Annotated in this window: 26 protein-coding genes and 1 tRNA gene; 11 read left to right on the forward strand and 16 right to left on the reverse strand. The window is 71.1% G+C overall.

Annotation, left to right across the window (positions count from 1 at the left end):
• Positions 1-389 precede the first annotated feature (389 nt).
• Positions 390-1,169, forward strand: coding sequence for an SDR family oxidoreductase (locus tag FHY02_RS10560; RefSeq protein ID WP_183921878.1), 780 nt, complete (start codon positions 390-392; stop codon positions 1,167-1,169).
• 27 nt (positions 1,170-1,196) lie between these two features.
• On the opposite strand, the gene FHY02_RS10565 is transcribed toward FHY02_RS10560, so the two are convergent.
• From FHY02_RS10565 to FHY02_RS10580, 4 genes are all read right to left on the reverse strand, one after another.
• Positions 1,197-1,796, reverse strand: coding sequence for a CAP domain-containing protein (locus tag FHY02_RS10565; protein WP_311721296.1), 600 nt, complete (start codon positions 1,794-1,796; stop codon positions 1,197-1,199).
• Positions 1,797-2,060: 264 nt separating this feature from the next.
• A complete protein-coding gene (locus tag FHY02_RS10570) occupies positions 2,061-2,726 on the reverse strand; it encodes a hypothetical protein (protein WP_183921880.1) in 666 nt (221 codons plus the stop codon).
• A 165-nt stretch (positions 2,727-2,891) separates the two neighbouring features.
• Complete coding sequence (locus FHY02_RS10575) at positions 2,892-3,440, reverse strand: hypothetical protein (protein WP_183922066.1); 549 nt, start codon at positions 3,438-3,440, stop codon at positions 2,892-2,894.
• A 231-nt stretch (positions 3,441-3,671) separates the two neighbouring features.
• A tRNA-Leu gene (locus tag FHY02_RS10580) sits at positions 3,672-3,758 on the reverse strand.
• A gap of 155 nt (positions 3,759-3,913) precedes the next feature.
• Here FHY02_RS10580 and FHY02_RS10585 point away from each other — a divergent pair.
• From FHY02_RS10585 to gltB, 7 genes are all read left to right on the forward strand, one after another.
• Entirely contained in the window at positions 3,914-4,843 is a 930-nt protein-coding gene (locus tag FHY02_RS10585; protein ID WP_183921881.1) for a complex I NDUFA9 subunit family protein, read from the forward strand.
• Positions 4,844-4,888: 45 nt separating this feature from the next.
• Positions 4,889-5,698 (forward strand): undecaprenyl-diphosphate phosphatase, encoded by an 810-nt coding sequence (locus FHY02_RS10590; RefSeq protein ID WP_183921882.1) that lies wholly within the window; start codon positions 4,889-4,891, stop codon positions 5,696-5,698.
• A gap of 152 nt (positions 5,699-5,850) precedes the next feature.
• Positions 5,851-7,290 carry an NAD(P)-dependent oxidoreductase gene (locus FHY02_RS10595; protein WP_183921883.1) on the forward strand — a complete coding sequence of 480 codons (1,440 nt, stop codon included), beginning with the start codon at positions 5,851-5,853 and terminating at the stop codon, positions 7,288-7,290.
• Positions 7,287-7,874, forward strand: a complete 588-nt coding sequence (locus FHY02_RS10600; RefSeq protein WP_183921884.1) for a hypothetical protein — start codon at positions 7,287-7,289, stop codon at positions 7,872-7,874. Before FHY02_RS10595 ends, FHY02_RS10600 begins: the two co-directional genes overlap by 4 nt.
• Before the next feature lie 13 nt (positions 7,875-7,887).
• Positions 7,888-8,184 carry a nucleotidyltransferase domain-containing protein gene (locus FHY02_RS10605; protein WP_183921885.1) on the forward strand — a complete coding sequence of 99 codons (297 nt, stop codon included), beginning with the start codon at positions 7,888-7,890 and terminating at the stop codon, positions 8,182-8,184.
• On the forward strand, positions 8,181-8,654 hold the full coding sequence (locus FHY02_RS10610) for a hypothetical protein (protein ID WP_183921886.1): 474 nt from the start codon (positions 8,181-8,183) through the stop codon (positions 8,652-8,654). The genes FHY02_RS10605 and FHY02_RS10610 overlap by 4 nt, the downstream gene beginning before the upstream one ends.
• Positions 8,651-13,156, forward strand: a complete 4,506-nt coding sequence (gene gltB / locus FHY02_RS10615; protein WP_183921887.1) for a glutamate synthase large subunit — start codon at positions 8,651-8,653, stop codon at positions 13,154-13,156. Before FHY02_RS10610 ends, gltB begins: the two co-directional genes overlap by 4 nt.
• A gap of 301 nt (positions 13,157-13,457) precedes the next feature.
• On the opposite strand, the gene FHY02_RS10620 is transcribed toward gltB, so the two are convergent.
• Positions 13,458-15,275, reverse strand: coding sequence for an AcrB/AcrD/AcrF family protein (locus tag FHY02_RS10620; protein WP_260172842.1), 1,818 nt, complete (start codon positions 15,273-15,275; stop codon positions 13,458-13,460).
• Between the two features lie 140 nt (positions 15,276-15,415).
• Between FHY02_RS10620 and FHY02_RS10625 the strand changes: the two genes are divergently transcribed.
• The gene (locus FHY02_RS10625) at positions 15,416-15,790 is read left to right on the forward strand and encodes a GtrA family protein (RefSeq protein ID WP_183921888.1); all 375 of its coding nucleotides are present in this window, start codon (positions 15,416-15,418) and stop codon (positions 15,788-15,790) included.
• A gap of 19 nt (positions 15,791-15,809) precedes the next feature.
• Positions 15,810-16,538 carry a bifunctional 2-polyprenyl-6-hydroxyphenol methylase/3-demethylubiquinol 3-O-methyltransferase UbiG gene (locus FHY02_RS10630; RefSeq protein WP_183921889.1) on the forward strand — a complete coding sequence of 243 codons (729 nt, stop codon included), beginning with the start codon at positions 15,810-15,812 and terminating at the stop codon, positions 16,536-16,538.
• Between the two features lie 195 nt (positions 16,539-16,733).
• On the opposite strand, the gene FHY02_RS10635 is transcribed toward FHY02_RS10630, so the two are convergent.
• The 5 genes from FHY02_RS10635 to FHY02_RS10655 all read right to left on the reverse strand — a co-directional run bounded on the left by FHY02_RS10635 (position 16,734) and on the right by FHY02_RS10655 (position 19,443).
• Positions 16,734-17,225 carry a glucokinase gene (locus FHY02_RS10635; RefSeq protein ID WP_183921890.1) on the reverse strand — a complete coding sequence of 164 codons (492 nt, stop codon included), beginning with the start codon at positions 17,223-17,225 and terminating at the stop codon, positions 16,734-16,736.
• Complete coding sequence (locus FHY02_RS10640; protein WP_183921891.1) at positions 17,183-17,701, reverse strand: glucokinase; 519 nt, start codon at positions 17,699-17,701, stop codon at positions 17,183-17,185. Before FHY02_RS10640 ends, FHY02_RS10635 begins: the two co-directional genes overlap by 43 nt.
• A 283-nt stretch (positions 17,702-17,984) precedes the next feature.
• Entirely contained in the window at positions 17,985-18,401 is a 417-nt protein-coding gene (locus FHY02_RS10645) for a secondary thiamine-phosphate synthase enzyme YjbQ (protein WP_183921892.1), read from the reverse strand.
• Complete coding sequence (locus FHY02_RS10650; protein WP_183921893.1) at positions 18,401-18,772, reverse strand: tRNA-binding protein; 372 nt, start codon at positions 18,770-18,772, stop codon at positions 18,401-18,403. Before FHY02_RS10650 ends, FHY02_RS10645 begins: the two co-directional genes overlap by 1 nt.
• Positions 18,772-19,443: a glutathione S-transferase family protein gene (locus FHY02_RS10655; protein ID WP_183921894.1), complete on the reverse strand. Its 672-nt coding sequence runs from the start codon at positions 19,441-19,443 to the stop codon at positions 18,772-18,774. The genes FHY02_RS10650 and FHY02_RS10655 overlap by 1 nt, the downstream gene beginning before the upstream one ends.
• A gap of 246 nt (positions 19,444-19,689) precedes the next feature.
• Between FHY02_RS10655 and FHY02_RS10660 the strand changes: the two genes are divergently transcribed.
• On the forward strand, positions 19,690-20,280 hold the full coding sequence (locus FHY02_RS10660; RefSeq protein ID WP_183921895.1) for a hypothetical protein: 591 nt from the start codon (positions 19,690-19,692) through the stop codon (positions 20,278-20,280).
• Between the two features lie 67 nt (positions 20,281-20,347).
• Here the strand turns inward: FHY02_RS10660 and FHY02_RS10665 are convergent, their stop codons facing one another.
• The 6 genes from FHY02_RS10665 to FHY02_RS10690 all read right to left on the reverse strand — a co-directional run bounded on the left by FHY02_RS10665 (position 20,348) and on the right by FHY02_RS10690 (position 24,314).
• Complete coding sequence (locus FHY02_RS10665) at positions 20,348-20,965, reverse strand: MarC family protein (protein WP_183921896.1); 618 nt, start codon at positions 20,963-20,965, stop codon at positions 20,348-20,350.
• Between the two features lies 1 nt (position 20,966).
• Positions 20,967-21,836, reverse strand: a complete 870-nt coding sequence (gene folD / locus FHY02_RS10670) for a bifunctional methylenetetrahydrofolate dehydrogenase/methenyltetrahydrofolate cyclohydrolase FolD (protein ID WP_183921897.1) — start codon at positions 21,834-21,836, stop codon at positions 20,967-20,969.
• A complete protein-coding gene (locus tag FHY02_RS10675; RefSeq protein WP_183922051.1) occupies positions 21,833-22,135 on the reverse strand; it encodes a DUF167 family protein in 303 nt (100 codons plus the stop codon). The genes folD and FHY02_RS10675 overlap by 4 nt, the downstream gene beginning before the upstream one ends.
• Positions 22,132-22,440 carry a YggT family protein gene (locus FHY02_RS10680; RefSeq protein ID WP_183921898.1) on the reverse strand — a complete coding sequence of 103 codons (309 nt, stop codon included), beginning with the start codon at positions 22,438-22,440 and terminating at the stop codon, positions 22,132-22,134. The genes FHY02_RS10675 and FHY02_RS10680 overlap by 4 nt, the downstream gene beginning before the upstream one ends.
• Positions 22,441-22,686: 246 nt before the next feature.
• A complete protein-coding gene (argB, locus tag FHY02_RS10685; RefSeq protein ID WP_183921899.1) occupies positions 22,687-23,604 on the reverse strand; it encodes an acetylglutamate kinase in 918 nt (305 codons plus the stop codon).
• 38 nt (positions 23,605-23,642) lie between these two features.
• The gene (locus tag FHY02_RS10690; protein ID WP_183921900.1) at positions 23,643-24,314 is read right to left on the reverse strand and encodes a queuosine precursor transporter; all 672 of its coding nucleotides are present in this window, start codon (positions 24,312-24,314) and stop codon (positions 23,643-23,645) included.
• Positions 24,315-24,405: the final 91 nt, after the last annotated feature.

The following is a 24,405-nucleotide window of genomic DNA, read 5'->3' on the forward strand; positions in this document are numbered from 1 at the left end:
GTGGTCAACATCATCATTAGATGTCGGTTCAACGCCACGAAGCAAGCCAGAATGATCAGACCCGAGATGATGATCCGGGCAGAGGCGATGCACCTTCTTCTCATCACAGGACATCTACTATCTACGTGTCACCCGTCGCAACGGTGACATGGTCGATTGTAACTCGCTTCGGTGAATGGACGAGTCCGCAACAGTCGATATCTCACCCTGGTCGGTACGCTTTCGTCTGATCTTCACCACGGCTGAGGCGGGAGCTACGTTGCCAGCGCTCTTCCGGGGCGATAGGCGAGGTCTCGGTCAACGGAGTCGACGCACATGGTCCCGCATCGCCGCTGAGGCGGCCCGGCCGCGGCACGTGCCGCCCCCTTCTCTCCCGACCAGAAACCGACATGACACGATTGAAGGACAAGACCTGCGTCGTCACCGGCGCGGCGCGCGGCATCGGCCGCGCCATCGCCGCGCGCTTCCACGCCGAGGGCGCCCGCGTGATCCTCACCGACCTGGACGAGGCCGCCGGCGCCGATGCCGCCGCCGCGATCGGCTGTAGCTTCCGCGCGCTCGACGTGCGCGAGGAGGGCGACTGGGCGCGGCTCGCGCGCGACCTTCCCGCGCTCGACGTGCTGGTCAACAACGCGGGCGTGACCGGCTTCGAGGCGGGTGCCGTCGCGCACGACCCTGAACATGCCACGCTGGCGGACTGGCGCGCGGTCCACCGCGTCAACCTCGACGGGACCTTCCTCGGCTGTCGCTACGCGATCGGCGCGATGAAGGCGGCGGGCCGCGGCGCGATCATCAACGTCTCGTCGCGCTCGGGGATGGTAGGGGTGCCCGGCGCTGCCGCCTATGCCGCGTCCAAGGCGGCGGTGCGCAACCACAGCAAGAGCGTCGCGCTCTACTGCGCGCAGCAGGGCTGGGCGATCCGCTGCAACTCGATCCACCCCGGCGCGATCCTCACCCCGATGTGGGAGCCGATGCTGGGCGAGGGACCGGCGCGCGCAGAGCGGATGCGCGCGCTGGTGGCGGACACGCCCTTGCGCCGCTTCGGTCAGGCCGAAGAGGTCGCCGCGGTGGCGGTGATGCTCGCCTCCGACGAGGCGACCTATCTCACCGGCGCCGAGCTGACGATCGACGGCGGGCTGCTCGCCGGCTCGGCGGCGGCGCCGGGCTAGCGCGCGGCGGGCCCCGGTGGCGCCGACTCAATAGGCCGTCTCGCCGATCGTCTCGCCCGCGGGGGCGTAGCGGCAGACGAGCACGTCGTCGCGCCGCCCCGCCGCCAGCGCGCAGCCGAGCCGCGCGGTGCCGCGCCACACGATCTGCGCGTAATGCACCGCGTCCTGCCAACGCCCGGTGCGGCTGAAGCGCGGCGACGGCGCGTTGACATAGGCCCGGCGCTCGTCGAGCCACCAGCGCACCATCTCGGCATAGGCGTAGGCGTCGCGCGTGCCGGCGAACAGGTTCTCGCCCTGGCGCTGGCGGCCACGCGGCTGCGCGGCGTGGGCGAAGCGGCCGGTGCGCGCCAGCTCGCGGGCATACGCCTCGGCGGCGCGCGCGAGCGTCTCGTCCCAGGCGAGCGGCGGCAGCGCCAGCTCGGCGCGGGCGCGATTGTGCTCGTCGAGCATCGCCTGGCGCAGCAGCAGCGGGCCGCGCGGGGCGGGATCGATCCGCTGGCGCCACTCGGTCGCGCCGGCGCGCGGCGGCGGCGCGAGCCGCGACGGCTCGGCGCGGGCGGGGAGGTCGACGGAGGAGCGCGCGAGCAGCGCGGCGGCGAGCAGGACGACGGTTCGTTGCGAGGACACAACGAGCGCTCCTAGCGCCCGCGACTCGCGGTGCAAGGCGGGGTCGCAACGGCGCGCGGCGCTCGGCTGTGCTGGAGCGGGACGGGGGTGGTGGGCCGTCTTGCCCATGGCGCCTGCGCGCAGGGGTTCACGGCGGCGTGGCGAGCGCCGTGCGGTCTCTCTCCGCGACCATTCGCCTATAGTCGCCTGCCCCGTCCTTCCTGCCCGCGGCTTCAGGAGCTCGCCGTCCGCGAAGGTTCACCGGCCTTGCCGCACGCAGTATCGTCACCCGATCAGCCGCGGCACGGAGACGCGGGGCGGTAGCCCGGCGCGCGCGCGGCGCAGCGTCGCGGGCGCCTCCACCAGCGGGGCCGCGCCCGCCAGCGCCTCCCGCAGCTTGAAGTCGCGCGGGATCGCGCGGACGGCATCGGCGTCGCTGGTGAAATCGGGCGCGATCACGTCGAAGGCGGCGATCAGCTCGGCGAGCGACTCCGGCGGCAGCGCGTGGAGCGTCGCCGCGAGCCGCCGCATCCCCTCGTCGTCGACGCCGGGCTCGATCTCCTCGTCACCGAAACGCTCGAGCAGCAAGGTGAAGACCGTCACGATACGCGCCGCCACCGCCGCGATCGGGGAGATACCGGCGGTTTGGCAGACTGCGCGCTGGCGAACGATGTTCGCCTCGATTCGTTGCGGTAGCTCCGATTGGTCCTGGAGCCCATGACTCTCCGATATGTCACGGACGATCGAGGCCTCTTCGCCGTCCAGCGTGTCGGCGACGGCATCGAACGCGGCGATCAACGAGGGGAGATGCTCCAGTCCCACATGGTCGAGGGCATCTCCTGTATATTCTCCGAGGCTGACGTTGGCGTCGAGATCCAGCAGTTCTTCACCAATCTGCTCGATGAAGATGTAAACCGTCGCGTAGATGCGGGCGAGATCCATTATCGTCATGGTTACACAATCCTCACGCTTATCCTTCTCGTTCCAACCTTCCTTATCATTCTTCTCGCGATCGCCGCGCGCTTCGCATCCTCCACTTCCCAGACGGCGTGTCCTCCGCCGATATCATCCCGTCGATCATCGCAGCCACACCCGCGTTGGTCTGCGCGATCGTGGTCAGTGATTGGTGGTAAGCGCGGCTTTGAGGCCGGCGGCGCTGCTCCTCCCGACATCGGCTACGCCCTCCCCGACACCCGCGGCGAAGTCGACCGCCGCCGCCGCCGGATCGTGCGGCTGAGCCGCCAGTGCACGCAGATACTGCTGATATCGCGCCTCGATCGCGGCGCGATTGTCTGACCGGTCGCCATGACGCGAGAGCTGCTCGGCGCGCCACGCGTCAGCCTCCGCCCGCGTGCGAACCGGCGGCAGCTCCCGATCCTCGGTGAGCGCGATCTTCGTGCCGCCGTCACCACCTGGATTCGACGTGAAGCGGCCGTCACGTGGATCATGCCACAGATTGAACTTTAACTCGACGCCGTCCTCGCGGAGCGTCGGCAGCCTCCCGGTGCGCAGCCAGATCGAGAATACGCGCCGTCGTTCCGCGGGATCCAAGCCCGCGGGTAGATATGCTCTGGGCATGTTCATCGTGTCGCTCCGCCGTAAACGCGGCGAGAACATTTGAGCAACATTCTCCAACAAGGCAATCCGGTGCCGCCGCGCGATCACCGCCGCGGGTCAGCGTGCGCGGCGCGCGCGTTGACCCAGGGTGACGCGTCGGAACACCCGCCGCGACGGAGCAGATAAGAGCCGCCGTTTCGGCTCGGTCGCACGACGGCGATCTGGATCGGTCCGGGCTCGTCCCGAAGGTCGCCTCGATCGCGCGCCGCGCGCGCGGCAACTGCGTCCATCCGCCGCCGCGGGTCACCGCGGTGGGGCGTAGATCAGCTCTGCGGGAATTGGTGCCCAGAAGAGGACTCGAACCTCCACGACCTTGCGATCGCCAGCACCTGAAGCTGGTGCGTCTACCAATTCCGCCATCTGGGCACGGGGTAGGCCGGCGCCTCTAGGGGGTGGTCGGCGCCCTTGTCAACACGCATTTTCACGATCCTCGCCGCACTGCCGCATCCGGCCTTGTCATCGGCGGGCGCGGCGGGCAGAGCGGCGCGCGTAGCGGAAAGGCGTTCGAGATGAAGGACGGCATGAACGACAGACTGGTCACGCTGATCGGCGGCGGGGGGTTCCTCGGCCGCTATGTCGCGCAGGCCCTGCTCAAGACCGGCGCGCGCGTCCGCGTGGCGCAGCGCGACCCGCGCCAGGCGTTCTTCATCAAGCCGCTCGGCGGGCTGGGGCAGACCCAGTTCGTCGCCGCCGACATCGCGCGGCCCGAGACGATCCAGCGCGCGGTCGCGGGCGCGGACGCGGTGGTCAACCTGGTCGGCACCTTCGCGGGCAACCTCCAGCGCGTCCACGTCGACGGCGCGCGCATCGTCGCCGAGGCGGCGCGCGACGCGGGGGCCGCGCTGGTCCATGTCTCCGCGATCGGCGCCGACGCCGGCGGCGACTCGGTCTACGCGCGCACCAAGGGCGCGGGCGAGCAGGCGGTGCGGCAGGCTGATCCGTCCGCGACGATCCTGCGCCCGTCCACCGTGTTCGGGCGCGAGGACCAGTTCCTCAACCGCTTCGCCGGGATGATCGCGCGGCTGCCGGTGGTGCCGGTGCTGCGCCCCGCGGCGCGCTTCCAGCCGGTCTATGTCGTCGACGTCGCGCAGGCGGTGTTCGCCGCCATCGCGGACCGCGACGCGCACGCCGGCCACACCTACGAGCTGGGCGGTCCCGAGGTGCTGACGATGCTCGAGCTCAACCGCCGCGTCGCCGAGCATATCGGCCGCCGCCCGCACTTCGTGACCGTGCCCGACGGCGCGGGCGCCTTGCTCGCCGCGCTGCCGCTGACGCCGATCTCGGGCGACCAGTGGAAGCTGCTCGGCCACGACAGCGTCGTCGGCCAGGGCGCCGAGGGGCTGGCCGCGCTCGGCGTCGAGCCGACCCCGATCGACGCGGTCGCGCCCAACTGGCTGGTGCGCTACCGCAAGGCGGGGCGCTTCAGCATGATCAACCAGACCGCGGGCTGATCGGCGCGCGGGAGACGCGCCGGTGAGCTCGGGGGGAGAAAGACATTGAACGACCTGCTGATCACCATCCTCCTCGGCATCGTCGAGGGGGTCACCGAGTTCCTGCCCGTCTCCTCCACCGGACATCTCGTGCTCGCCGGCGCGCTGCTGGGGCTGAAGGAGGCCGACGCCACCTTCGACATCGTCATCCAGCTGGGCGCGATCCTCGCGGTGATCGTGCTGTTCTGGCGGCGCTTCCTCAAGGTCGGCGAGGGGCTGCTGCGGCGCGATCGCGGCGCGATCCGCTTCACCCGCAACGTGCTGCTCGGCTTCCTGCCTTCCGCCGTGGTCGGCGCGATCGCTTATTCCTCGATCCGCAAGGTGCTCGAGGCGCCCGGCATCGGGCCGACCGTGGTGGCGGTGGCGCTGATCGTCGGCGGTCTCGCGATCCTGTTCATCGAGCGCACCGTCCCCCCCGCCCCCAAGAGCGAGGTGGAGACGATGTCGTGGCGCGTCGCGCTCGGCATCGGGGTCGTCCAGTGCATCTCGATGATCCCGGGCGTCAGCCGCTCGGGCGCGACGATCATGGGCGCGCGCGCGATGCGCGTCGACCAGGAGACCGCCGCCGAGTACAGCTTCTTCCTCGCCATCCCGACGATGCTCGGCGCCACCACGCTGGCTTTGTGGAAGAGCCGCGACCTGCCCGGCCACGTCGATTACGGCGCGATCGCGATCGGCTTCGTCGTCGCCTTCGTCGTCGCGCTGCTGGTGATCCGCTGGTTCATGGGTGTGGTGACGAAGCACGGTTTCGCACCCTTCGCCTGGTACCGCATCGGTGCGGGCACGCTCGCGCTCATCCTGCTCGCGATGCATTGAGCCGAAGCGGACCTTCTTCTCACGTCCAAGTGGAAGGACGCTGCGTGAGCACGCAACAATCGAAGTATTTGCGGCAGCTTTGCTGACGTATCGGCCAGAAAGTGCGTGACTCACCTATGTCGGTGTGAGACGTCGGCTGTCGGAGGACACCGATGGCCGACATGCTCAAGTTCGTGGATCGCGCGCAATCCTATCCCGCCAAGCGCGGGGCGGCCGATCGCGCCGACGATTTCCGCGAGATCGCCGAGCGCTACGCCACCCCCGCGGCGGAGGACCAGGCCGGGCGCTGTTCTCAGTGCGGCGTGCCCTATTGCTCGGTCCATTGCCCGCTCCACAACCACATCCCCGACTGGCTGCGGCTCACCGCCGAGGGCCGGCTGCGCGAGGCCTATGAGCTGAGCAACGCCACCTCGACGATGCCCGAGATCTGCGGCCGCATCTGCCCGCAGGACCGGCTGTGCGAGGGCAATTGCGTGATCGAGTTCAGCGGCCACGGCGCGGTGACGATCGGCTCGGTCGAGAAGTTCATCACCGATACCGCCTGGGAGGAGGGCTGGGTCGAGCCGCTCGTCCCCGGCCCCGCGCGCGGCCAGTCGGTCGGCGTGATCGGCGCGGGTCCGGCCGGGCTCACCGCGGCGGAATATCTCCGCGGCCACGGCTATGAGGTCCACGTCTACGACCGCCATGACCGCGCCGGCGGGCTGCTGACCTACGGCATCCCCGGCTTCAAGCTGGAGAAGCCCGTGGTCATGCGCCGGGTCGAGCGGCTCAAGGCGGGCGGGATCGTCTTCCACGAGGGCTTCGAGGTCGGCCGCGACGCCACGCTCGACGAGCTGCGCGCGCGCCACGATTCGCTGCTGATCGCGACCGGCGTCTACCAGGCGCGCGCGATCGACCTCGCCGGCAACGAGCTGGGCGGGGTCGTGCCCGCGCTCGACTTCCTCACCGCGTCGAACCGCAAGGGCTTCGGCGACCACGTCCCCGCCTTCGAGGACGGCTCGCTCAACGCCGCCGGGCGCGACGTGGTGGTGATCGGCGGCGGCGACACCGCGATGGACTGCGTCCGCACCGCGATCCGCCAGGGCGCCACCAGCGTGAAGTGCCTCTACCGCCGCGACCGCGCCAACATGCCGGGCTCGCAGCGCGAGGTCGCCAACGCCGAGGAAGAGGGCGTCGAGTTCGTCTGGCTCGCCGCGCCGGCCAAGTTCACGGGCGCGGAGGGCAAGGTCGGCGCGGTCGAGGTCAACCGCATGCGGCTCGGCGCGCCCGACGCGAGCGGGCGGCGCGCCCCCGAGGTCGCCCCCGGCGGCGCCGAGACGATGAAGGCGGACCTGGTCATCAAGGCGCTCGGCTTCGATGCCGAGGAGCTGCCGCGGCTGTGGGACGCGGCCGAGCTGGGCGTGACCCGCTGGGGCACGGTGCTGGTCGACTCCAAGACGCTGATGACCAGCCTCGACGGCGTGTTCGCGGCGGGCGACGTCGTCCGCGGCGCCAGCCTGGTGGTGTGGGCGATCCGCGACGGCCGCGACGTGGCGGCGACGATGCACCAGTATCTGAAGGCGAAGGCGAAGAGCGAGAAGGTCGCGGCGTGATCGCGCGGCCCGTTCTCCTCGCCGCGCTGGCGCTGGCCGCCGCGCCGGCCGCGGCGCAGACCGGCGCGCCCGGCCCGGCCGCCATCGCCGCGCCCGAACCGGCTCGGCTCGCCGCCGCGCGGCGCGTGCTCGACCGGCTGATGCCGCCCGCGACCCGCGCGGCGACGGTCTCCGCGATGGTCGCGCCGATGATGGCGAACATGCGCGAGGGCATGGCGCAGAGCCCGCAGCTGGGTGCCATGCTGCGGGAGAACGCCAAGATGAAGGCGGTGTTCGATCGCTTCATGGACGCGCAGGAGCAGCGCTCGCTGGCGCTGATCCGTGACTCGATGCCGGGGATGGTGGAAGCGATGGCGCGCGCCTATGCGCGCCGCTTCGACGTGACGCAGCTCGGCGAGATCGAGCGCTTCTTCGCCACGCCGACCGGCGCCGCCTATGCCCAGACGTCGATGTCGGTCATGAGCGATCCCGACGTCGCCGCCTTCCAGCGCCAGATGATGACGGACGCGATGCGCCAGGCACAGGCGAGCACCGGCGATCTCGCCAGGGAGATCGCGGCGGTGCAGGCGGAGGCGCGGCAGTGACGCGGCGCGCGCGATGAGGCTGCCGCCCGACTATGTCGCCGCGATCAAGGAAGCCGCGCGCGAGGCGTTCGGCGAGGGCGCGGTGGTGCGCCTGTTCGGCAGCCGCGTGCGCGACGATCGGCGCGGCGGCGACATCGACCTGCACTTCGAAGTCGATCCCGGTCGCGGCACCGACGCCGAACTCGACCGCTTCGAGGACAAGCTGTTCCAGCGCATCGAGCCGCAGCGCGTCGACAAGGTCTTCAGCGTGCGCGGTGAGCCGCTCGGCCCGTTCGAGCAGATCGCCTATCGCGATGGGGTGGTGCTGTGACCGCGCCGGAGGGCGTCCTGCTCACGAAGCTGACGACCGCGCTCGACTCGGTGCTGCGCGGTGCGGACGTCGCTGCCCGCATCCTCGGTACGTTGCCCGAGACGGCCGTGGACTTCGCGGCACTCGATGACCTGCGCGCCACAGGCGCGCGCGCCCTGCTCAAGGCGGTAGAACAGGCGCAGGATCTGCTCGCCCGCATCTTTCGGACGTATCTGATCGCCGAACAGATCGACATCTCCGAGATGACCGCGCGCGACATCGCGAACCGTATGGAAAAGTACGGGATGCTCGCCGATGCGGCGGCCTGGTCCGGGCTCGTGCGGCTGCGCCACCGCTTGGCGCATGAATATCCCGTCAGCCCCACCGAACAGCGTGAACGCGTCTTCGATGCGCTGGCGGCGGTGCCGCTGCTCCGCTCCATCCGCGATGGTCTTCTACCGACGCTTCATACCAAGGGTTATTTGGCATGACCGATCCCCGCACCCACCTCGCCACGCACGGCATGTACCGCCCCGAGTTCGAGGGTGACGCGTGCGGCGTCGGCCTCGTCGCCGCCACCGACGGGCGCGCCTCGCGCCGCGTCGTCCAGTCCGCGATCGACGCGCTCAAGGCGGTGTGGCACCGCGGCGCGGTCGACGCCGATGGCAAGACCGGCGACGGCGCGGGCCTCCACGTCGACCTGCCGGTGCGCTTCTTCGACGATTGCGTCGCCGCCAGCGGGCACAAGCTGCTCCCCAACCGCCTCGCCGTCGGCATGGTGTTCCTGCCGCGCACCGATCTCGGCGCGCAGGAGACCTGCCGCACCATCGTCGAGAGCGCGATCATCGAGGCGGGCTACACCATCTACGGCTGGCGCCAGGTGCCGGTCGACGTGTCGGTGATCGGGATGAAGGCGCAGTCCACGCGCCCCGAGATCGAGCAGATCATGATCGCCGGCCCGCTGCCGGACCAGGTCTCGGCCGAGGAGTTCGAGAAGAACCTGTACCTCGTCCGCCGCCGCATCGAGAAGCGCGTGATCGCGGCGCAGATCCAGGGCTTCTACGTCTGCTCGCTGAGCTGCCGCTCGATCATCTACAAGGGGCTGTTCCTCGCCGAGAGCCTGTCGGTCTTCTACCCCGACCTGCAGGACCAGCGCTTCGAGAGCCGCGTCGCGATCTTCCACCAGCGTTATTCCACCAACACCTTCCCGCAATGGTGGCTGGCGCAGCCGTTCCGCTGCCTCGCCCACAACGGCGAGATCAACACCGTGCGCGGCAACAAGAACTGGATGCTCAGCCACGAGATCCGCATGGCCTCGATCGCGTTCGGCGAGCATTCGGAGGACATCAAGCCGGTGATCCCCGCCGGCGCGTCCGACACCGCCGCGCTCGACGCCACGTTCGAGGCGATCTGCCGCTCGGGCCGCGACGCGCCCACCGCCAAGCTGATGCTGGTGCCCGAGGCCTATTCGGACGACATGCCCCCCGCGCACCACGCAATGTACCAATATCTCGCCTCGGTGATGGAGCCGTGGGACGGCCCCGCCGCGCTGGCGATGACCGACGGGCGCTGGGCGGTCGGCGGGGTCGACCGCAACGCGCTGCGCCCGCTGCGCTTCACCGAGACCGCCGACGGGCTGCTGATCGTCGGCTCGGAGGCGGGCATGGTGGTGGTGCCCGAGAGCACGGTGATCGCCAAGGGCCGGCTGGGGCCGGGGCAGATGATCGCGGTCGACCTGCACGAGGGCCGCGTCCTGCGCGACCGCGAGGTGAAGGACCGGATCGCCGCCGAGCAGGACTATGCCGCGATGATCGGTGAGTTCTCCACCATGGCCGACCTGCCCCCCGCACCCGTCGACACGCTGACGCGCTACGCCCGCGCCGACCTCACGCGACGCCAGGTCGCCGCCGGCCAGACGATCGAGGACATGGAGCTGATCCTGTCGCCGATGGTGGAGAGCGGCAAGGAAGCGATCGGCTCGATGGGCGACGACACGCCGCTCGCGGTGATCTCGGACAAGCCGCGCCTGATCAGCCAGTTCTTCCGCCAGAACTTCAGCCAGGTGACCAACCCGCCGATCGATCCCTTGCGCGAGCGCTACGTGATGTCGCTGCGCACGCGCTTCGGCAACCTCGCCAACATCCTCGACACCGAGGACCGGCGCGAGCGCGTGCTGGTGCTCGACAGCCCCGTGCTGACCTCGACCGACTGGGCGCGGCTCAAGGGCTATTTCGGCCAGGCCGCGGCCGACATCGACTGCACCTTCGAGGCGGGCGGCGGCCCCGAGAAGCTGCGCGCCGCGATCCAGCGCATCCGCAACCAGGCCGAGCAGGCGGTGCGCGAGGGCAAGAGCGAGCTGTTCCTCACCGACGAGCATATCAGCGAGGACCGCGTCGCGATCCCGGGCGTGCTCGCCGCCGCGGCGGTGCACACGCATCTCGTCCGCCGCGGCCTGCGCTCCTACGCCTCGGTCAACGTGCGCGCGGCCGAGTGCCTCGACACGCATTATTACGCGGTGCTGATCGGCGTCGGCGCCACCACGGTGAACGCCTATCTCGCCGAGGCCGCGATCGCGGACCGCCACGCGCGCGGGCTGTTCGGCAAACTCTCGCTCGAGGACTGCCTCGCGCGGCACAAGAAGGCGATCGAGGAGGGCCTGCTCAAGATCCTCAGCAAGATGGGGATCTCGGTGATCTCCAGCTATCGCGGCGGCTATAATTTCGAGGCGGTCGGGCTCAGCCGCAGCCTCGTCAACGACCTGTTCCCGGGCATGCCGGCCAAGATCTCGGGCGAGGGCTATGCCTCGCTCCACGTCAACGCCACCGAGCGCCACGAGGCGGCGTACGATCAGGCGGTGGCGACGCTGCCGATCGGCGGCTTCTACCGCCAGCGCCACAGCGGCGAGGCGCATGCCTATTCGGCGCAGCTGATGCACCTGCTGCAGACCGCGGTGGCGACCGACAGCTACTCGAGCTACCTGCAATTCTCGCGCGGGGTGGCCGACCTGCCGCCGATCTACCTGCGCGATCTGCTCCAGTTCAACTTCCCCAACGAAGGCGTGCCGGTCGACCAGGTCGAGGCGATCACCGAGATCCGCAAGCGCTTCGTCACCCCGGGCATGTCGCTCGGCGCGCTCTCGCCCGAGGCGCACGAGACGCTGGCGATCGCGATGAACCGGATCGGCGCCAAGGCGGTGTCGGGCGAGGGCGGCGAGGACAAGGCGCGCTACACGCCCTATGCCAACGGCGACAACGCCAACTCGGTGATCAAGCAGATCGCCAGCGGGCGCTTCGGCGTGACGGCCGAGTATCTCAACGCCTGCGACGAGATCGAGATCAAGGTCGCGCAGGGCGCCAAGCCCGGCGAGGGCGGCCAGCTGCCCGGCTTCAAGGTGACCGAGTTCATCGCCAAGCTGCGCCACGCCACCCCGGGCGTGACGCTGATCAGCCCGCCGCCGCACCACGACATCTACTCGATCGAGGACCTGGCGCAGCTGATCTACGACCTCAAGCAGATCAACCCGCGCGCGCGCGTCTGCGTCAAGCTGGTCAGCTCGGCGGGGATCGGCACGGTCGCGGCGGGCGTGGCCAAGGCGCATGCCGACGTGATCCTCGTCTCGGGCCATGTCGGCGGCACCGGCGCCAGCCCGCAGACCAGCATCAAATATGCCGGTACGCCGTGGGAGATGGGGCTCTCCGAGGTCAACCAGGTGCTCACGCTCAACGGGCTGCGCGGGCGGATCAAGCTGCGCGCCGACGGCGGGCTCAAGACCGGGCGCGACATCGTCGTCGCCGCGATCCTGGGCGCGGAGGAGTTCGGCATCGGCACGCTCAGCCTGGTGGCGATGGGTTGCATCATGGTGCGCCAGTGCCACTCGAACACCTGCCCGGTCGGCGTCTGCACGCAGGACGAGGCGCTGCGGCAGAAGTTCGTCGGCACGCCCGAGAAGGTGATCAACCTGATGACCTTCATCGCCGAGGAGGTGCGCGACATCCTCGCCCGGCTGGGCGTGCGCAGCCTCGACGAGGTGATCGGCCGCACCGAGCTGCTGCGCCAGGTCAGCCGCGGCGCCGAGCATCTCGACGACCTCGACCTCAACCCGATCCTCGCCAAGGTCGACGCCACCGACGCCGAGCGCCGTTTCTCGCTCAGCACCTTCCGCAACGAGGTGCCCGACAGCCTCGACGCGCAGATCATCAAGGACGGCGCGCCGGTGTTCTCGCGCGGCGAGAAGATGCAGCTCACCTACTCGGTGCGCAACACCCACCGCGCGGTCGGCACGCGCCTCTCCAGCGAGATCACGCGCAAGTTCGGCATGTCGACGCTGGCGGACGGGCACGTGACGATCCGGCTGCGCGGCTCGGCGGGCCAGTCGCTCGGTGCCTTCCTGTGCCGCGGCATCACGCTGGAGGTGTTCGGCGACGCCAACGACTATGTCGGCAAGGGGCTGTCCGGCGGCACGATCATCGTCCGCCCGGCGGTGTCGTCGCCGCTGCGCAGCCAGGAGAACACCATCCTGGGCAACACCGTGCTGTACGGCGCCACCTCGGGCAAGCTGTTCGCGGCGGGCCAGGCCGGCGAGCGCTTCGCGGTGCGCAACTCGGGCGCGACCGTGGTGGTGGAGGGCTGCGGCGCCAACGGCTGCGAATATATGACCGGCGGCGTCGCGGTGGTGCTCGGCGCGGTCGGTGCCAACTTCGGCGCGGGCATGACCGGCGGCATGGCCTTCGTCTACGACGCCGACGGCAGCTTCGCGCGCTCCGCCAACCCGGAGAACATCACCTGGCAGCGCGTCGCCGCGGCGCATTGGGAGGAGCAGCTGCGCTCGCTGATCGCGGAACATGCGGTGGCGACCGACAGCCGCTGGTCGCGCGGCCTGCTCGACGATTGGGAGCGCACGATCGGCTCGATCTGGCAGGTGGTGCCGCGCGAGATGCTGACGCGGCTGGCGCACCCGCTCGACGACGCGGAGACGCTGGTGGCGGCGGAGTGATCTTCCCTTCTCGTGACGGGATACGGGGTGAAGTGAAGTCCCCTCGCGGACGCGGCGCCTGAGGAGGCGCCATACCTCACCCCCTCCCTCACGGGGATCGCTGCACCTTTCGGTCCTGTGCTCCGGCGAAAGCTGGAGCGCAGCATCGCACACACCGCCCGGAGCCGTTCTGCTTGCCCCTGGGTCCCCGCGTTCGCCGCAACACGGCCACCGAACCCGCACGTCGGGCGATCTCGCCACGAGCTCCTGAGGGGCGGGAGAGAATAGTGCCATGACGCTCCTCCCCTCTCGGCGGAGCGGTCTACTCGATCCGGAACGCGCGGAACGGCGAGCCCTTCTTCAGCGGCACCGGCACCAGCCAGTCGAACCGCTCGCCGCGCGCCAGCCGCGCGTAGAAGCCGCCCGGCGCCTTGGCGCGATAGTTGGTCGATTCCGCCATGTCCGGGCACACCAGCAGCAAGGTCGCGCCGTGGCGCTTCATGATCGCGCGCGCCTGCTCGGGCGTGCCCTTGAAGGCGTGGTGGACGTCGAGGATCGCGTCACCGTTGCGGTGGTACGGCCCGGCGATCGCGTCGTGGTGGGTCAGCGTGATCAGCCGCGGGCCGATGTCGACGAAGGTGAAGATCGTCTGGCGCGGCAGCCGGTCGAGCGGCGCCATCGCGGGGATCGTCATGCACCGCCCGGTCGCCTTGTTGACGCGGCGGACATAGGCGCTGGGCCGGTCGATCTGGAACCAGTCGATCGCCAGCTGGGTGAAGCTGCCCGACACCAGCACGAACACCGCCACCGCCGCGAACGCCTTCGCCGGCCAGAAGCGCGGCGCCAGCAGCCAGGGCAGCGTCGCCCACGCCAGCGCCGCCGCGCCGGGGATGGCGAGCAGCTGCGCCGCCGGACCGGCGCGCGCCTGCCACAGCAGCATCAGCGCGGCGAAGGCGCCGAACAGCGCGACCGCGGCCCAGCCGCGCAGAGCGGGCGTGCGCCGCGCGCGCCATGTCGCCAGCAGCGCGCCGATCAGCCCGATGATCGGCAGCGTCACGATCGGCAGCGCGATGCGCAGCGGGTGGCGGTAGATCGGCTTGGCCTCGCGCACGTTGGCGAGCCAGGTGGTGTAGAGCTCGTCCGACACCTGCTCGGGCCGGCCGAGGCATTGCGGGAAGGCGAGCGCGAAGAACGCCGCGACCGCCGCGCCCGCCGCCAGCGCCAGCACCAGCCGCACCGCCGGCTTCTTCGGGTCGGCCAGCGCGAGCAGCAACAGCAGCCCGCCCGCCAGCACCACCACCGACAGCCACACCGGGGTGAGCGCGTCGCAGCGCAGCACGCGGTTGGCGTAGGAGGCGAAGCCGGCATAGCCCGCCGCGCCCCCGCCCGCGAGCGTCAGCGCGTAGACCGCGAGCCGGTCGCGCTCGCCGCGATCGATCACCCAGGCGAGCGCGATGATCGCGCCCGACATCGCGGCATAGGGCAGCATCTCCAGCCCGATCGTCAGCGACACCGCGGTGGCGATCCCCACCAGCGCGCCGCCGCGCGCGCCGCGCGGGTCGCACAGGCCCGCCACCGTCACCGCGAGCATCGCCAGCTGCCAGCCGTGATGGTCGATCCGATCGGGCAGGAACATGCCGAGCGTCACGTTGGTGGCGAGGAACAGCGCCGGCGCCAGCACCCAGGCGAGCGGGTGGATCAGCCGCCGCAGCGTCGCGCCGAGCGCCACCAGCGTCACCGCCGCGGGCAGCAGCGGCGCGATGCCGCACGCCAGCCGCTCCGCCTCCGCGTAGCCGACCAGCGGGCGCAGCAGCAGGATCAGCCCCGCGATCGGCAGGTCGACCAGGCGCGACCAGTGGATGTCGAACCCGCCCGGCGGGTCGAGCCGATAGTCGCGCAGGTCGTACCAGCCCTGGCCGTTCAGCAGCGCGCGCACCTGCATCAGCCGCATGTTGTCGTCGGTGTCGCCGAGCGACAGCCAGTGGATCGCGGCCCAGCGCTTCCACACGAACCAGGCCGCGATCGCGACCCAGACGAGCAGCGAGAGGCGCAGCCAGTCGCGATCGATCACGCGCGCCGCTCGCTCCAGCCCGTCACGCGCGCTGTGGCGCTCACCCGGCCCGGCGTCCCGCCCCTGCATATCCAAAACGCTTCCTTCCGGCCGCCGCGCGCGATAGAGCCGCAGCCGCGTCTAGCCCCGGCGGCGCAAAGGGCAAGGTTTTGGCAGCGTCTCACTCATCCCCGTCGTCCCCGCCGCCGGCGTCCTCCTCACAGCGCGAGATGATCTGGCAGCTGGTGCGCTTCGGCGTGACGGGCGGGGTGATGACCGCGCTGTACGCGTTGGTCTACTGGCCGCTCGCCACCTATGTGATGAACCCCAACCTGGCGGTGGTGGTCGCCTTCCTCAGCGTGACCTTCATCGGACGGTTCGCGCACGGCGCGGTGAGCTTCCGCGGCCATGGCACGCGCAGCGCGCGCACCGCGCGGCGCTTCTTCCTGGTGCAGCTGTTCGGCTTCTTCCTGCAGCAGGGGTTCACCTGGGTGCTGGTGACCGGCCCCTTCTTCCATGGCCCGACATGGTGGCCGCTGGTACCCGCGGTGTCGGTGGTGCCGCTGCTGACCTTCTGGCTCCAGCGCAACTGGGTGTTCGCGTAAACATGAAGGCTGATCGCTGATGGACCGCCGCGTCTACGACCGCATGGCGGAGCACGACTCGACCCACTGGTGGTATCGCGCGCGCCGCGACGTGCTCGCCGATTTCCTCACGCGCGAGGCGCATCTGCCCGCGAACGCGCGCATCCTCGAGATCGGCTGCGGCACCGGGCACAACCTGCCGATGCTGGCGCAGTTCGGCACGGTCGACGCGATCGAGATCGACCCCGCCGCGCGCGCGATCGCGAGCGAGCGGCTCGGCCGCGCGGTCGGCGCCGCGCCGCTGCCCGAACTGCCGGGCGTCGAGCGCGGCGCCTATGACCTGGTCGCGGTGCTCGACGTGGTGGAGCATATCGAGGACGACGTCGCCGCGCTGGCGGCGATGCGCGCGTGCCTGAAGCCGGGCGGCAAGATCCTGATCGCGGTGCCCGCGCACCAGTGGATGTGGAGCGCGCACGACGTGGTGAACCATCACCACCGCCGTTATTCCAAGCCCACGCTGGTGCGCGCGATCCGCGCCGCCGGGCTGAAGGAGCGCGGGCTGACCTATTTCAACTCGCTGCTGTTCCCGCTCGCCGCCGTGGCGCGTCTGGCGGGGCGACTGACCGGGCGCGACGACAGCGACGATTCGCCCCCGGCGGCGCCGCTCAACGCCTTGTTCGAGCGCGTCTTTCGCGTCGAGCGCCACCTGGTCGGGCGGGTGCCGATGCCGATCGGCGTGTCGATCCTGACGTTGGCGGAGCCGGCGTAGCGGGGGGAGGCGTGGCGGCGGTATCGGCGGCGCGGCGCGGTGCCTGGCCCGTCCCACATCGTCATCCCTGCGACGGCAGGGATCCAGACACGCGACGGTCGCGATATCGAACGGGACGACGGCACGTCTGGATCCCCGCCTGCGCGGGGATGACGGGCAGAATGAGGCGAGCGCACGTCGAACGCTCCCGGCCCCTCACCCCAGGTGCCGCAACGCCTCGGCCGCGCCGGCCAGCTCGCCGTCGTCGAGCGCGGCATAGACCCGCGGCACGGTCGCCAGCAGCCGCGCATATTTGCCGCTCCCCGCGAACAGCGGCGCCATCTCCGCCAGCCGCAGCAGCGGGCGCAGCGCCGCCGCCACGCCGCCGGTGACGATCACCCCGTCCCACGCGCCATAGACGATCGTCAGCTGGCCGGCGTAGCTCCAGAAGGCTCGGCACAGCCAGGTGCAGGCCTCGCCCGCGAGCGGGTCGGCGGCCATCGCGCGCGTGATGTCCTCGGCGCTGGTCCAGCGCGGCGCGGTGCCGCGGCGGCGCGCCAGCGTCTCGTACAGGCGCACCAGCCCGGGCGCGGAGAGCAGGTCCTCCGCCACCACCGGGTAGCGCCCGGGGAAGATCTCGGCGGCGAGCCGCGCCAGCTCCTCGCTCACCGCGATGAAGCCGCCATGCCCTGCCTCGGTGGCCAGCACGCGCACCGCCCCGCGGCGTCGCGGCTCAGCACCGAGACACCCAGGCCCGAGGTCATCCCGAGCACGCAATAGGTGCCGGCGCGGCGCAGCGAGGGTTCGTCGCCGGCGAACCGCTCCTCGGCGCGCACGTCGGCGCCATGGAACGCCCAGGCCTCGGCCTCGAAATCGTTGAGGATCAGCGGCGCGTGCCCGAGCATGCCGCGCAGCCCCGAGCGCGACACGTACCAGCGCCCGCGCGTGATCGATACGGTCTCGCCGCGCGGCAGCCCCGCCACCGCGAAGGCGGAGCGGCGCGGCGGCGCGTCGGGCCGGGCGTCGCGCAGGAAGTCCATGATCGCGCCGGAGATGCTGACGGTGGTGTCGGCGGTGAAGCCGCGCACGCTGTCGCGCCGCACCTGCCCGGCCGCGTCGGTGAGCGCGAAGCGCATGCGCTTGCGCCCGACATGCCCGACCAACGCCGTCCCCGCCTCCGCCATGCGGCGCTCTCCCTCGTTATTATTTTCCGTGATATCGCTATCAGCGCAGGACTAACAGAGGGTTAGCTGTGACCGTGGGGCGGGTGTGCCACTCCTCCCCGCTTGGCGGGGAGGGTCGTGCAGGTCGCCATGTCCCCAGGACATGGCGGGAATTACCGGGGCCATTCCACCCGCACGACAGCCGCAGGCTGGTGGAGGGGGGCCTGCACAGGCCCTGCGCTGCGGGGAGATCCCCCTCCACCACTCGCCTGCGGCGAGCCGCGAGCGGGGCGGATCTAGACCCTCACTCGCCGATCACGTGCAGCGCCACGCGGCGGCGATGTGGCGCGGCGCGGTGCTCGGCGAGGTAGACGCCCTGCCATGTCCCCAGCACCATCTGGCCGCGCGCCACCGGGATCGACAGCGACACGCCGGTGAGCACGCTGCGCAGATGCGCGGGCATGTCGTCGGGTCCCTCGTCGTCATGCTCATAGTCGCGCGACTCGGGCGCCACGCGCGCCAGCCAGCGCTCGAGGTCGCGGCGCACCGCGGGAGCGGCGTTCTCGTTGATCAGCAGCGAGGCCGAGGTGTGACGGCAGAAGACGGTGAGCAGCCCGGTCGCGATCGCCTCGCCCTCGAGCCACGCCGCCACCTCGCGCGTGATCTCGACCAGCCCGGCGCCGCGCGTCGCCACCACGATCTCGCCGGCCGCCTGGCGCATCAGAACAGCCGCCCGCCGTCGGGCACGCGCTCGCTCGGCGTCACCAGCACCACCTTGCCCGCGGCGTCGGGGAAGCCGAGCGTCAGCACCTCGGAGAGGAACTTGCCGATCTGGCGCGGCGGGAAGTTGACCACCGCGGCGACCTGCCGCCCGACCAGCTCCTCGACCGCGTAGTGCTCGGTGATCTGCGCCGAGGAGCGCTTGCGGCCGATCGCGGCGCCGAAGTCGATCAGTAGCTTGTAGGCGGGCTTGCGCGCCTCGGGATAGGGTTCGGCCGACACGATCGTGCCGACGCGCACGTCCACCTTGAGGAAGTCGTCGAACGCGATCTCGGGCGCGGCCGCGGCGGCAGGGTCGTGCGTGACGTGCATCAGAAGTCCGGATTCTCGTAATAGCTGGGCGGCTCGATCCCGGTGATGCGCTCGGCCAGCAGCGGGCGGAAGCTGCGCCGGCTCTTGAACGCCGAATACCATGCCTTGGTATGCGCATGGCCGGTCCAGTCGATGCCGCCGAGATAGTCCGCGACCGAGATCTGCGCCGCCGCGGCGAGGTCGGCGAGGCTGATCGTCGCGCCGGCGATCCACTTGCGATGATCGAGCAGGAAATCGATGTAGTCGAGGTGGCCGACCGAGGATTTCATCGCCTCGCGCAACCGCGACGCGTCCGGCGTGGTGCGGTGGACGACGCGCTTGATCATCCGCTCGTCGAGCAGCGGCTGGGTCACGTCGCGGTAGAAATGCGTGTCGAACCAGGCGACCAGCCGGCGGATCTCGGCGCGGTTGGCGGCGGTGCCGTTGATCATCGCGACGCGCTCGACGGTCTCCTCGAAATATTCGCAGATCGCCATCGAGTCGACGAGCACGACGCCGCGCTCGTTGTCGGTCATCACCGGGGTCTGGCCGGCGGGGTTCATGTCGATGAAGGCGTCGCGCCGCTCCCACGGGTTCTCGCGCATCAGCTGATAGCCGACGTCCTTCTCGTTGAGGAGCGTGCGGACCTTGCGCGTGAACGGGCACAGAGGGAACTGGTAGAGCTGCCACATGCCCGCCCGCTTAGGCCGAAAGCGCGGCGCGGGGGAAGCGGCTTCGTGGGCGCGCGGCGCGCGACTGTGTCGGGGCGGCGCGGTGGCAGGAGGGCGCGCGCGGGCGGGGATGTGGCGCGTAGCAGCCCCTTCCCTTCAAGGGAGGGGAGATGCGTTCACGTCGTGGGCGCTGAACGGCAACACGCCAGCGGAAGGGAGGACGCCGCCTCGTCGGGTCACGCTTCAGGGTGACCGCGGCGCTAGGGCGTGGCAGCGGCCGTACCGATGCCGTCACCCGAGCCCTCCATCTCCCCGCCACCCGCCGTCGCCGCGCTCGTCACGCTGGCCGCGCTCGCGGTGGGGCTGACGCTGCCCGACGTCGACCTGCGGCTCGGGCTCGGCCACCGCAGCGCGCTGACGCACAGCCTGCTGCCCGCGCTGCTGCTGCTCGCCTGGCGCCGGCGCGCGGCTGCCTGCGGGATCGCCGCGGGCATCGGTGTGCACCTCGCCGCCGACTGCTTCCCGCGGCGCATGACCGGCTATGCCACGGTGAAGCTGCCGCTGCTCGGCGCGCTGCCGCCGCTGGAGTCCTACGCCTGGCTCGCGCTCAACGCCGCGGCGGCGCTGCTGCTGGCGGCGTGGTGGGCGCGGCGGCTGCACGCGCCGGTCGCGCGCGCGCTGGTGGGGCTGGCCGCGCTGGCCGCGGCGCTGCGCTACCTGTGGCACGATCCCGGCGGCTGGCCGGTGCTCGCGCTGGCGGGCGCGGTGGCGCTGGCGGTGGCGCGAAGGCGTGGGCGCTGGGCGGGGCGGGCACGGTGCGCCGGCGGAGCGAGGAGCACGAGGTCGCGCACACCGTGAGGCGCTCGTCTGCGCGATCGCCTGACCGGCGACGGAGAGATCGTGCCCCCGTCGCTTCGGCGCGTCCTCAGCGCAGCTGCTCGACCACGCCGTCGATCACGAATTGCACCGCCAGCGCGGCCAGCAGCACGCCGAGCAGCCGCGTGATCACCGCCTCGATCTTGGCGCCGAGGATCCGCATGATCGGCCCCGCCGCCAGCAGCGAGCCCAGCATCAGCAGCAGGTTCGCCCCCAGCGCCGCCATCACCACCGCCGAGCGCTCGAAGCCGTTGCTGCGCGCCATCAGCAGCATCACCGTCGCGATCGAGCCCGGCCCCGCGATCATCGGCATCGCCATCGGGAAGATCGAGACGTCGTCGGCCTCCTCCGCGGTCACCTTGGCGGCGCGGTCCTCGCGGCGCTGGGTGCGCTTCTCGAACACCATCTCGAGCGCGATCAGGAACAGCATCAGCCCGCCCGCGATGCGGAACGAGGCGAGCTCGATCCCGAGCGCGTGGAGCAGCGGCTCGCCCGCCAGCGCGAACAGCAGCAGGATGCCCGCCGCCACCACTACCGCGCGGATCGCCATGGCGCGACGGTGCGCCGGCGTGGCACCCGCGGTCAGCCCGGCGAAGATCGGCGCGCAGCCGGGCGGGTCGATGATCAGGAACAGCGTGACGAAGGACGAGACGAACAGCTCGACCATCTCAGAGCGACGCGTCCACCGGCAGCCCGGCGCGGCGCGACGCCGCCACCAATGTGTTGCGCAGCAGCACCGCGATCGTCATCGGCCCGACCCCGCCCGGCACCGGGGTGATCGCCCCCGCCACCTCGGCGACGCGCGGGTCGACGTCGCCCACCAGCCCGCCCTCGACCCGGTTGATGCCGACGTCGATCACGGTCGCGCCGGGCTTGATCCACTCGGGCTGGACGAAGCCGGGGATGCCGACCGCGGCGACGACGATGTCGGCCATGCGCACGTGCGCCATCACGTCGCGGGTGCGGCTGTGCACCGTCGTCACCGTGCAGCTCTCCTGCAGCAGCAGCGCCGCCATCGGCTTGCCGACGATGTTCGAGCGGCCGATCACCACCGCCTCCAGACCGGCGAGATGCGGGTGGACGTCGCGCAGCAGCATCAGGCAGCCGAGCGGGGTGCACGGCACCAAAGCGTCGAGCCCGGTGGCGAGCCGCCCGGCGTTGAGCGGGTGGAAGCCGTCGACGTCCTTGTCGGGATCGACCCGCGCGATCACCGCGCGCTCGTCGATGTGGCGCGGCAGCGGCAGCTGGACGAGGATGCCGTCCACCGCCGGGTCGGCGTTAAGCCGGTCGACCAGGGCGACCAGCGTTTCCTGCGTCGTGTCGGCGGGGAGACGGTGCTCGAAGCTCGCCATGCCCGCGGCCAGCGTCGCCTTGCCCTTGGAGCGGACGTAGACCGAGGAGGCGGGGTCCTCGCCGACCAGCACCACCGCCAGCCCGGGCTGGCGCCCGGCGGCCGAGGTGAAGGCGGCGGCGGCGGTGGCGACACGGTCGCGCAGCGCGGCGGCGAAGGCTTTTCCGTCGATGAGGCGGGCGGTCATGACTCGGCCGCATAGAGCGAAGCGGCGCGCTGTGCCAGCGTCGCGGGATCGCCTTTGATCGTCAGCCGCTTGAGCCGCGCGGTTTGCCCCGCGACCAGCGCCACGTCGCGCTTCGCCACACCGAAGTGGCGCGCCACCAGCGCCACCAGCGCGTCGTTGGCGGCGCCGTCGACCGGGGCGGCGGCGAGCCGCGCGGCGAGATGCTCCTCTGTCCCCGCCACCAGCGAGTCGCGCCCGCCGCGCGGCGTCACGCGCACCGCCAGCGCGATCCCGTCCGCGGTCGCGCGCCAGGCGCTCAGACGGCGGCGCCCACCAGCACGCTCGCGGCGATGTTGTTGAGGATGATGTTGAGGATCACCAGCCCGAGCAGCACCACCATCGGCGCGAAGTCGATCCCGCCGGTGGCGGGCAGCATGCGGCGGATCGGGCGGTAGAGCGGCTCGGTCAGCCGGTCGAGCCCGTCGTGCAGCCCGCGGATGAACGGGCTGGAGGTGTTGATGATGTTGAACACGATCAGCAGCGACAGGATGAACTGGATGATGATGATCCAGCGCACGAACGAGATCAGCACCTGCAGGATCTGGATGATGGTGAGCGTCAGCACGCGCGGCGTCTCCGTGATGGTGTATCGGTCATATAGGGCACTGGCAGGGTCTGTGCCAGCGGGGTGTGGTTGGCATGGTAGGAGCAGGGCAAATCCTCCCCGCTTTGCGGGGAGGGGGGACCATGCGTAGCATGGTGGAGGGGGGCTTCCGCGTACGAGCCGGTGCGTTCGCGGAGCACCCCCTCCACCACGCCCTGCGGGCGCGGTCCCCCTCCCCGCGAGCGGGGAGGATCTACGCCCGCCCCCTCACCGCCGGATCAGCGTGCCCGCGCCGCGCCGCGTGAAGATCTCGAGCAGCATCGCGTGTGGCACGCGCCCGTCGAGCACCACCGCCGCGTCCACCCCGGCCTCGACCGCGGCGACGCAGGTCTCCAGCTTGGGGATCATCCCGCCCCTGATCGTGCCCTCCTCGCGCAGCCGCTTGATCGCGGCCGGGTCGAGGTCGGTGAGCAGCTCGCCGTCGCGGTCGAGCACGCCGGCCACGTCGGTCAGCAGGAAGAAGCGCGCCGCGCCCAGCGCCGCGGCGATCGCGCCCGCCATCGTGTCGGCGTTGATGTTGTAGGTGTGGCCGTCGGCGCCGATGCCGATCGGCGCGATCACCGGGATGATGCCGTCGCGGCTGAGCGAGTCGATGATGCGGCGGTCCACCGCGACCGGCTCGCCGACGAAGCCGAGGTCGACCTTGCGCTCGATCCCTTGCAGCGGGTCGGGGTCGCGCCCGCCGACCTTCTCGGCCAGCACGAGCCCGGCGTCCTTGCCCGAGATGCCGACCGCGCGCCCGCCGGCGCGGCCGATCCAGCCGACGATCTCCTTGTTGATCGATCCGGCGAGGACCATCTCGGCGATCTGCGCGGTCTCCGCGTCGGTCACGCGCAAGCCGTCGACGAACCGCGATTCGACGCCCAGCCGCTTGAGCATGCTGCCGATCTGCGGCCCGCCGCCATGCACCACCACCGGGTTTATGCCGACCGCCTTGAGCAGCACCACGTCCTCGGCGAAATCGGCCTGCGCCTCGGGCTCGCCCATCGCATGGCCGCCGTATTTCACCACGAAGGTCTTGCCGGCGTAGCGCTGGAGGTACGGCAGCGCCTCGACCAGCGTCTCGGCCTTGAGCGACGGGGGCACGGCAGCGATCGGGGCGGCGGCGGGGGTCGGGTCGGTCATCCGCGGCGCCATAGCGGCGCGGGCGCGGGCGCGAAAGGTCAGCCGTCGAGCCGGCGGCCGAGCGCGACCATCAGGTAGATCAGCGGCGGCACCAGCACGATCGACAGCACCACCTTGGCCAGCATCTGCCCCGCCATCAGCCAGCCCACCGCGGAGAGGCCGAAGGCGATCGAGATGAACAGCACCGAGTCGACGATCTGGCTGAGCGCGCTGGCGGTGGCGGCGCGGAACCACAGCAGCCGCCCGCCCTCGCGTCCCTTCAGCCACGAGAAGATCGTGACGTTGAGCGTCTGCGACACGCCGTAGGCGACGATGCCGCCGGCCCAGATCCACGGCGTCGCGCCCATCATCTGCTCGAACGCGGCGAGATGCGCGCGGTCCATCTCGGGCGCGGCGGGCAGCTCGAGCACCACCAGCGTCAGCACCATCGAGACGAGCAAGGGCACGAAGCCCATCAGCACGAGCCTGCCGGCGACCTTCTGCCCGTGCAGCTCGGCGACCGCGCTGGAGGTGACCACCAGCAGCAGGAAGGCGAAGATCCCCGCCTCCACCGCGAGCGGCGGCAACCCGACCAGCGGCCCCAGCGCCGAGATCGGCCCGAGCGACACCTGCTTGTTGCCGAGCACCCCGGCGATGCAGACCATCCCGCCGTAGAAGATCGACAAGGCGAACAGCGAGCGCGGGATCGGGGCGTGGGGTCGGGAGGCCATCGCGAGCGTCGTAGCGGGCGCGGGTGGCATGGGGAAGGTGTTGCGGGGGCGACGAGATTCGCGGGTCGGCAGGAACGAGCGCCAGCGCGGC

Origin of the sequence: Sphingomonas sp. BK069, from assembly GCF_014193405.1 — a bacterium.
Classification (GTDB): Bacteria; Pseudomonadota; Alphaproteobacteria; order Sphingomonadales; family Sphingomonadaceae; genus Sphingomonas.

What these genes read in the sequence shown, in the direction of transcription:
- FHY02_RS10620 (WP_260172842.1), bottom strand. Translation starts at nt 15,275, where the DNA reads ATGCAGGGGCGGGACGCCGGGCCGGGTGAGCGCCACAGCGCGCGTGAC.
- FHY02_RS10650 (WP_183921893.1), bottom strand. Translation starts at nt 18,772, where the DNA reads ATGCACGTCACGCACGACCCTGCCGCCGCGGCCGCGCCCGAGATCGCG.
- gltB (WP_183921887.1), top strand. Translation starts at nt 8,651, where the DNA reads ATGACCGATCCCCGCACCCACCTCGCCACGCACGGCATGTACCGCCCC.
- FHY02_RS10625 (WP_183921888.1), top strand. Translation starts at nt 15,416, where the DNA reads ATGATCTGGCAGCTGGTGCGCTTCGGCGTGACGGGCGGGGTGATGACC.
- FHY02_RS10560 (WP_183921878.1), top strand. Translation starts at nt 390, where the DNA reads ATGACACGATTGAAGGACAAGACCTGCGTCGTCACCGGCGCGGCGCGC.
- FHY02_RS10630 (WP_183921889.1), top strand. Translation starts at nt 15,810, where the DNA reads ATGGACCGCCGCGTCTACGACCGCATGGCGGAGCACGACTCGACCCAC.
- FHY02_RS10595 (WP_183921883.1), top strand. Translation starts at nt 5,851, where the DNA reads ATGGCCGACATGCTCAAGTTCGTGGATCGCGCGCAATCCTATCCCGCC.
- folD (WP_183921897.1), bottom strand. Translation starts at nt 21,836, where the DNA reads ATGACCGCCCGCCTCATCGACGGAAAAGCCTTCGCCGCCGCGCTGCGC.
- FHY02_RS10570 (WP_183921880.1), bottom strand. Translation starts at nt 2,726, where the DNA reads ATGACGATAATGGATCTCGCCCGCATCTACGCGACGGTTTACATCTTC.
- FHY02_RS10690 (WP_183921900.1), bottom strand. Translation starts at nt 24,314, where the DNA reads ATGGCCTCCCGACCCCACGCCCCGATCCCGCGCTCGCTGTTCGCCTTG.
- FHY02_RS10640 (WP_183921891.1), bottom strand. Translation starts at nt 17,701, where the DNA reads ATGGCGGAGGCGGGGACGGCGTTGGTCGGGCATGTCGGGCGCAAGCGC.
- FHY02_RS10665 (WP_183921896.1), bottom strand. Translation starts at nt 20,965, where the DNA reads ATGGTCGAGCTGTTCGTCTCGTCCTTCGTCACGCTGTTCCTGATCATC.
- FHY02_RS10645 (WP_183921892.1), bottom strand. Translation starts at nt 18,401, where the DNA reads ATGCGCCAGGCGGCCGGCGAGATCGTGGTGGCGACGCGCGGCGCCGGG.
- FHY02_RS10605 (WP_183921885.1), top strand. Translation starts at nt 7,888, where the DNA reads ATGAGGCTGCCGCCCGACTATGTCGCCGCGATCAAGGAAGCCGCGCGC.
- argB (WP_183921899.1), bottom strand. Translation starts at nt 23,604, where the DNA reads ATGACCGACCCGACCCCCGCCGCCGCCCCGATCGCTGCCGTGCCCCCG.
- FHY02_RS10655 (WP_183921894.1), bottom strand. Translation starts at nt 19,443, where the DNA reads ATGTGGCAGCTCTACCAGTTCCCTCTGTGCCCGTTCACGCGCAAGGTC.
- FHY02_RS10585 (WP_183921881.1), top strand. Translation starts at nt 3,914, where the DNA reads ATGAACGACAGACTGGTCACGCTGATCGGCGGCGGGGGGTTCCTCGGC.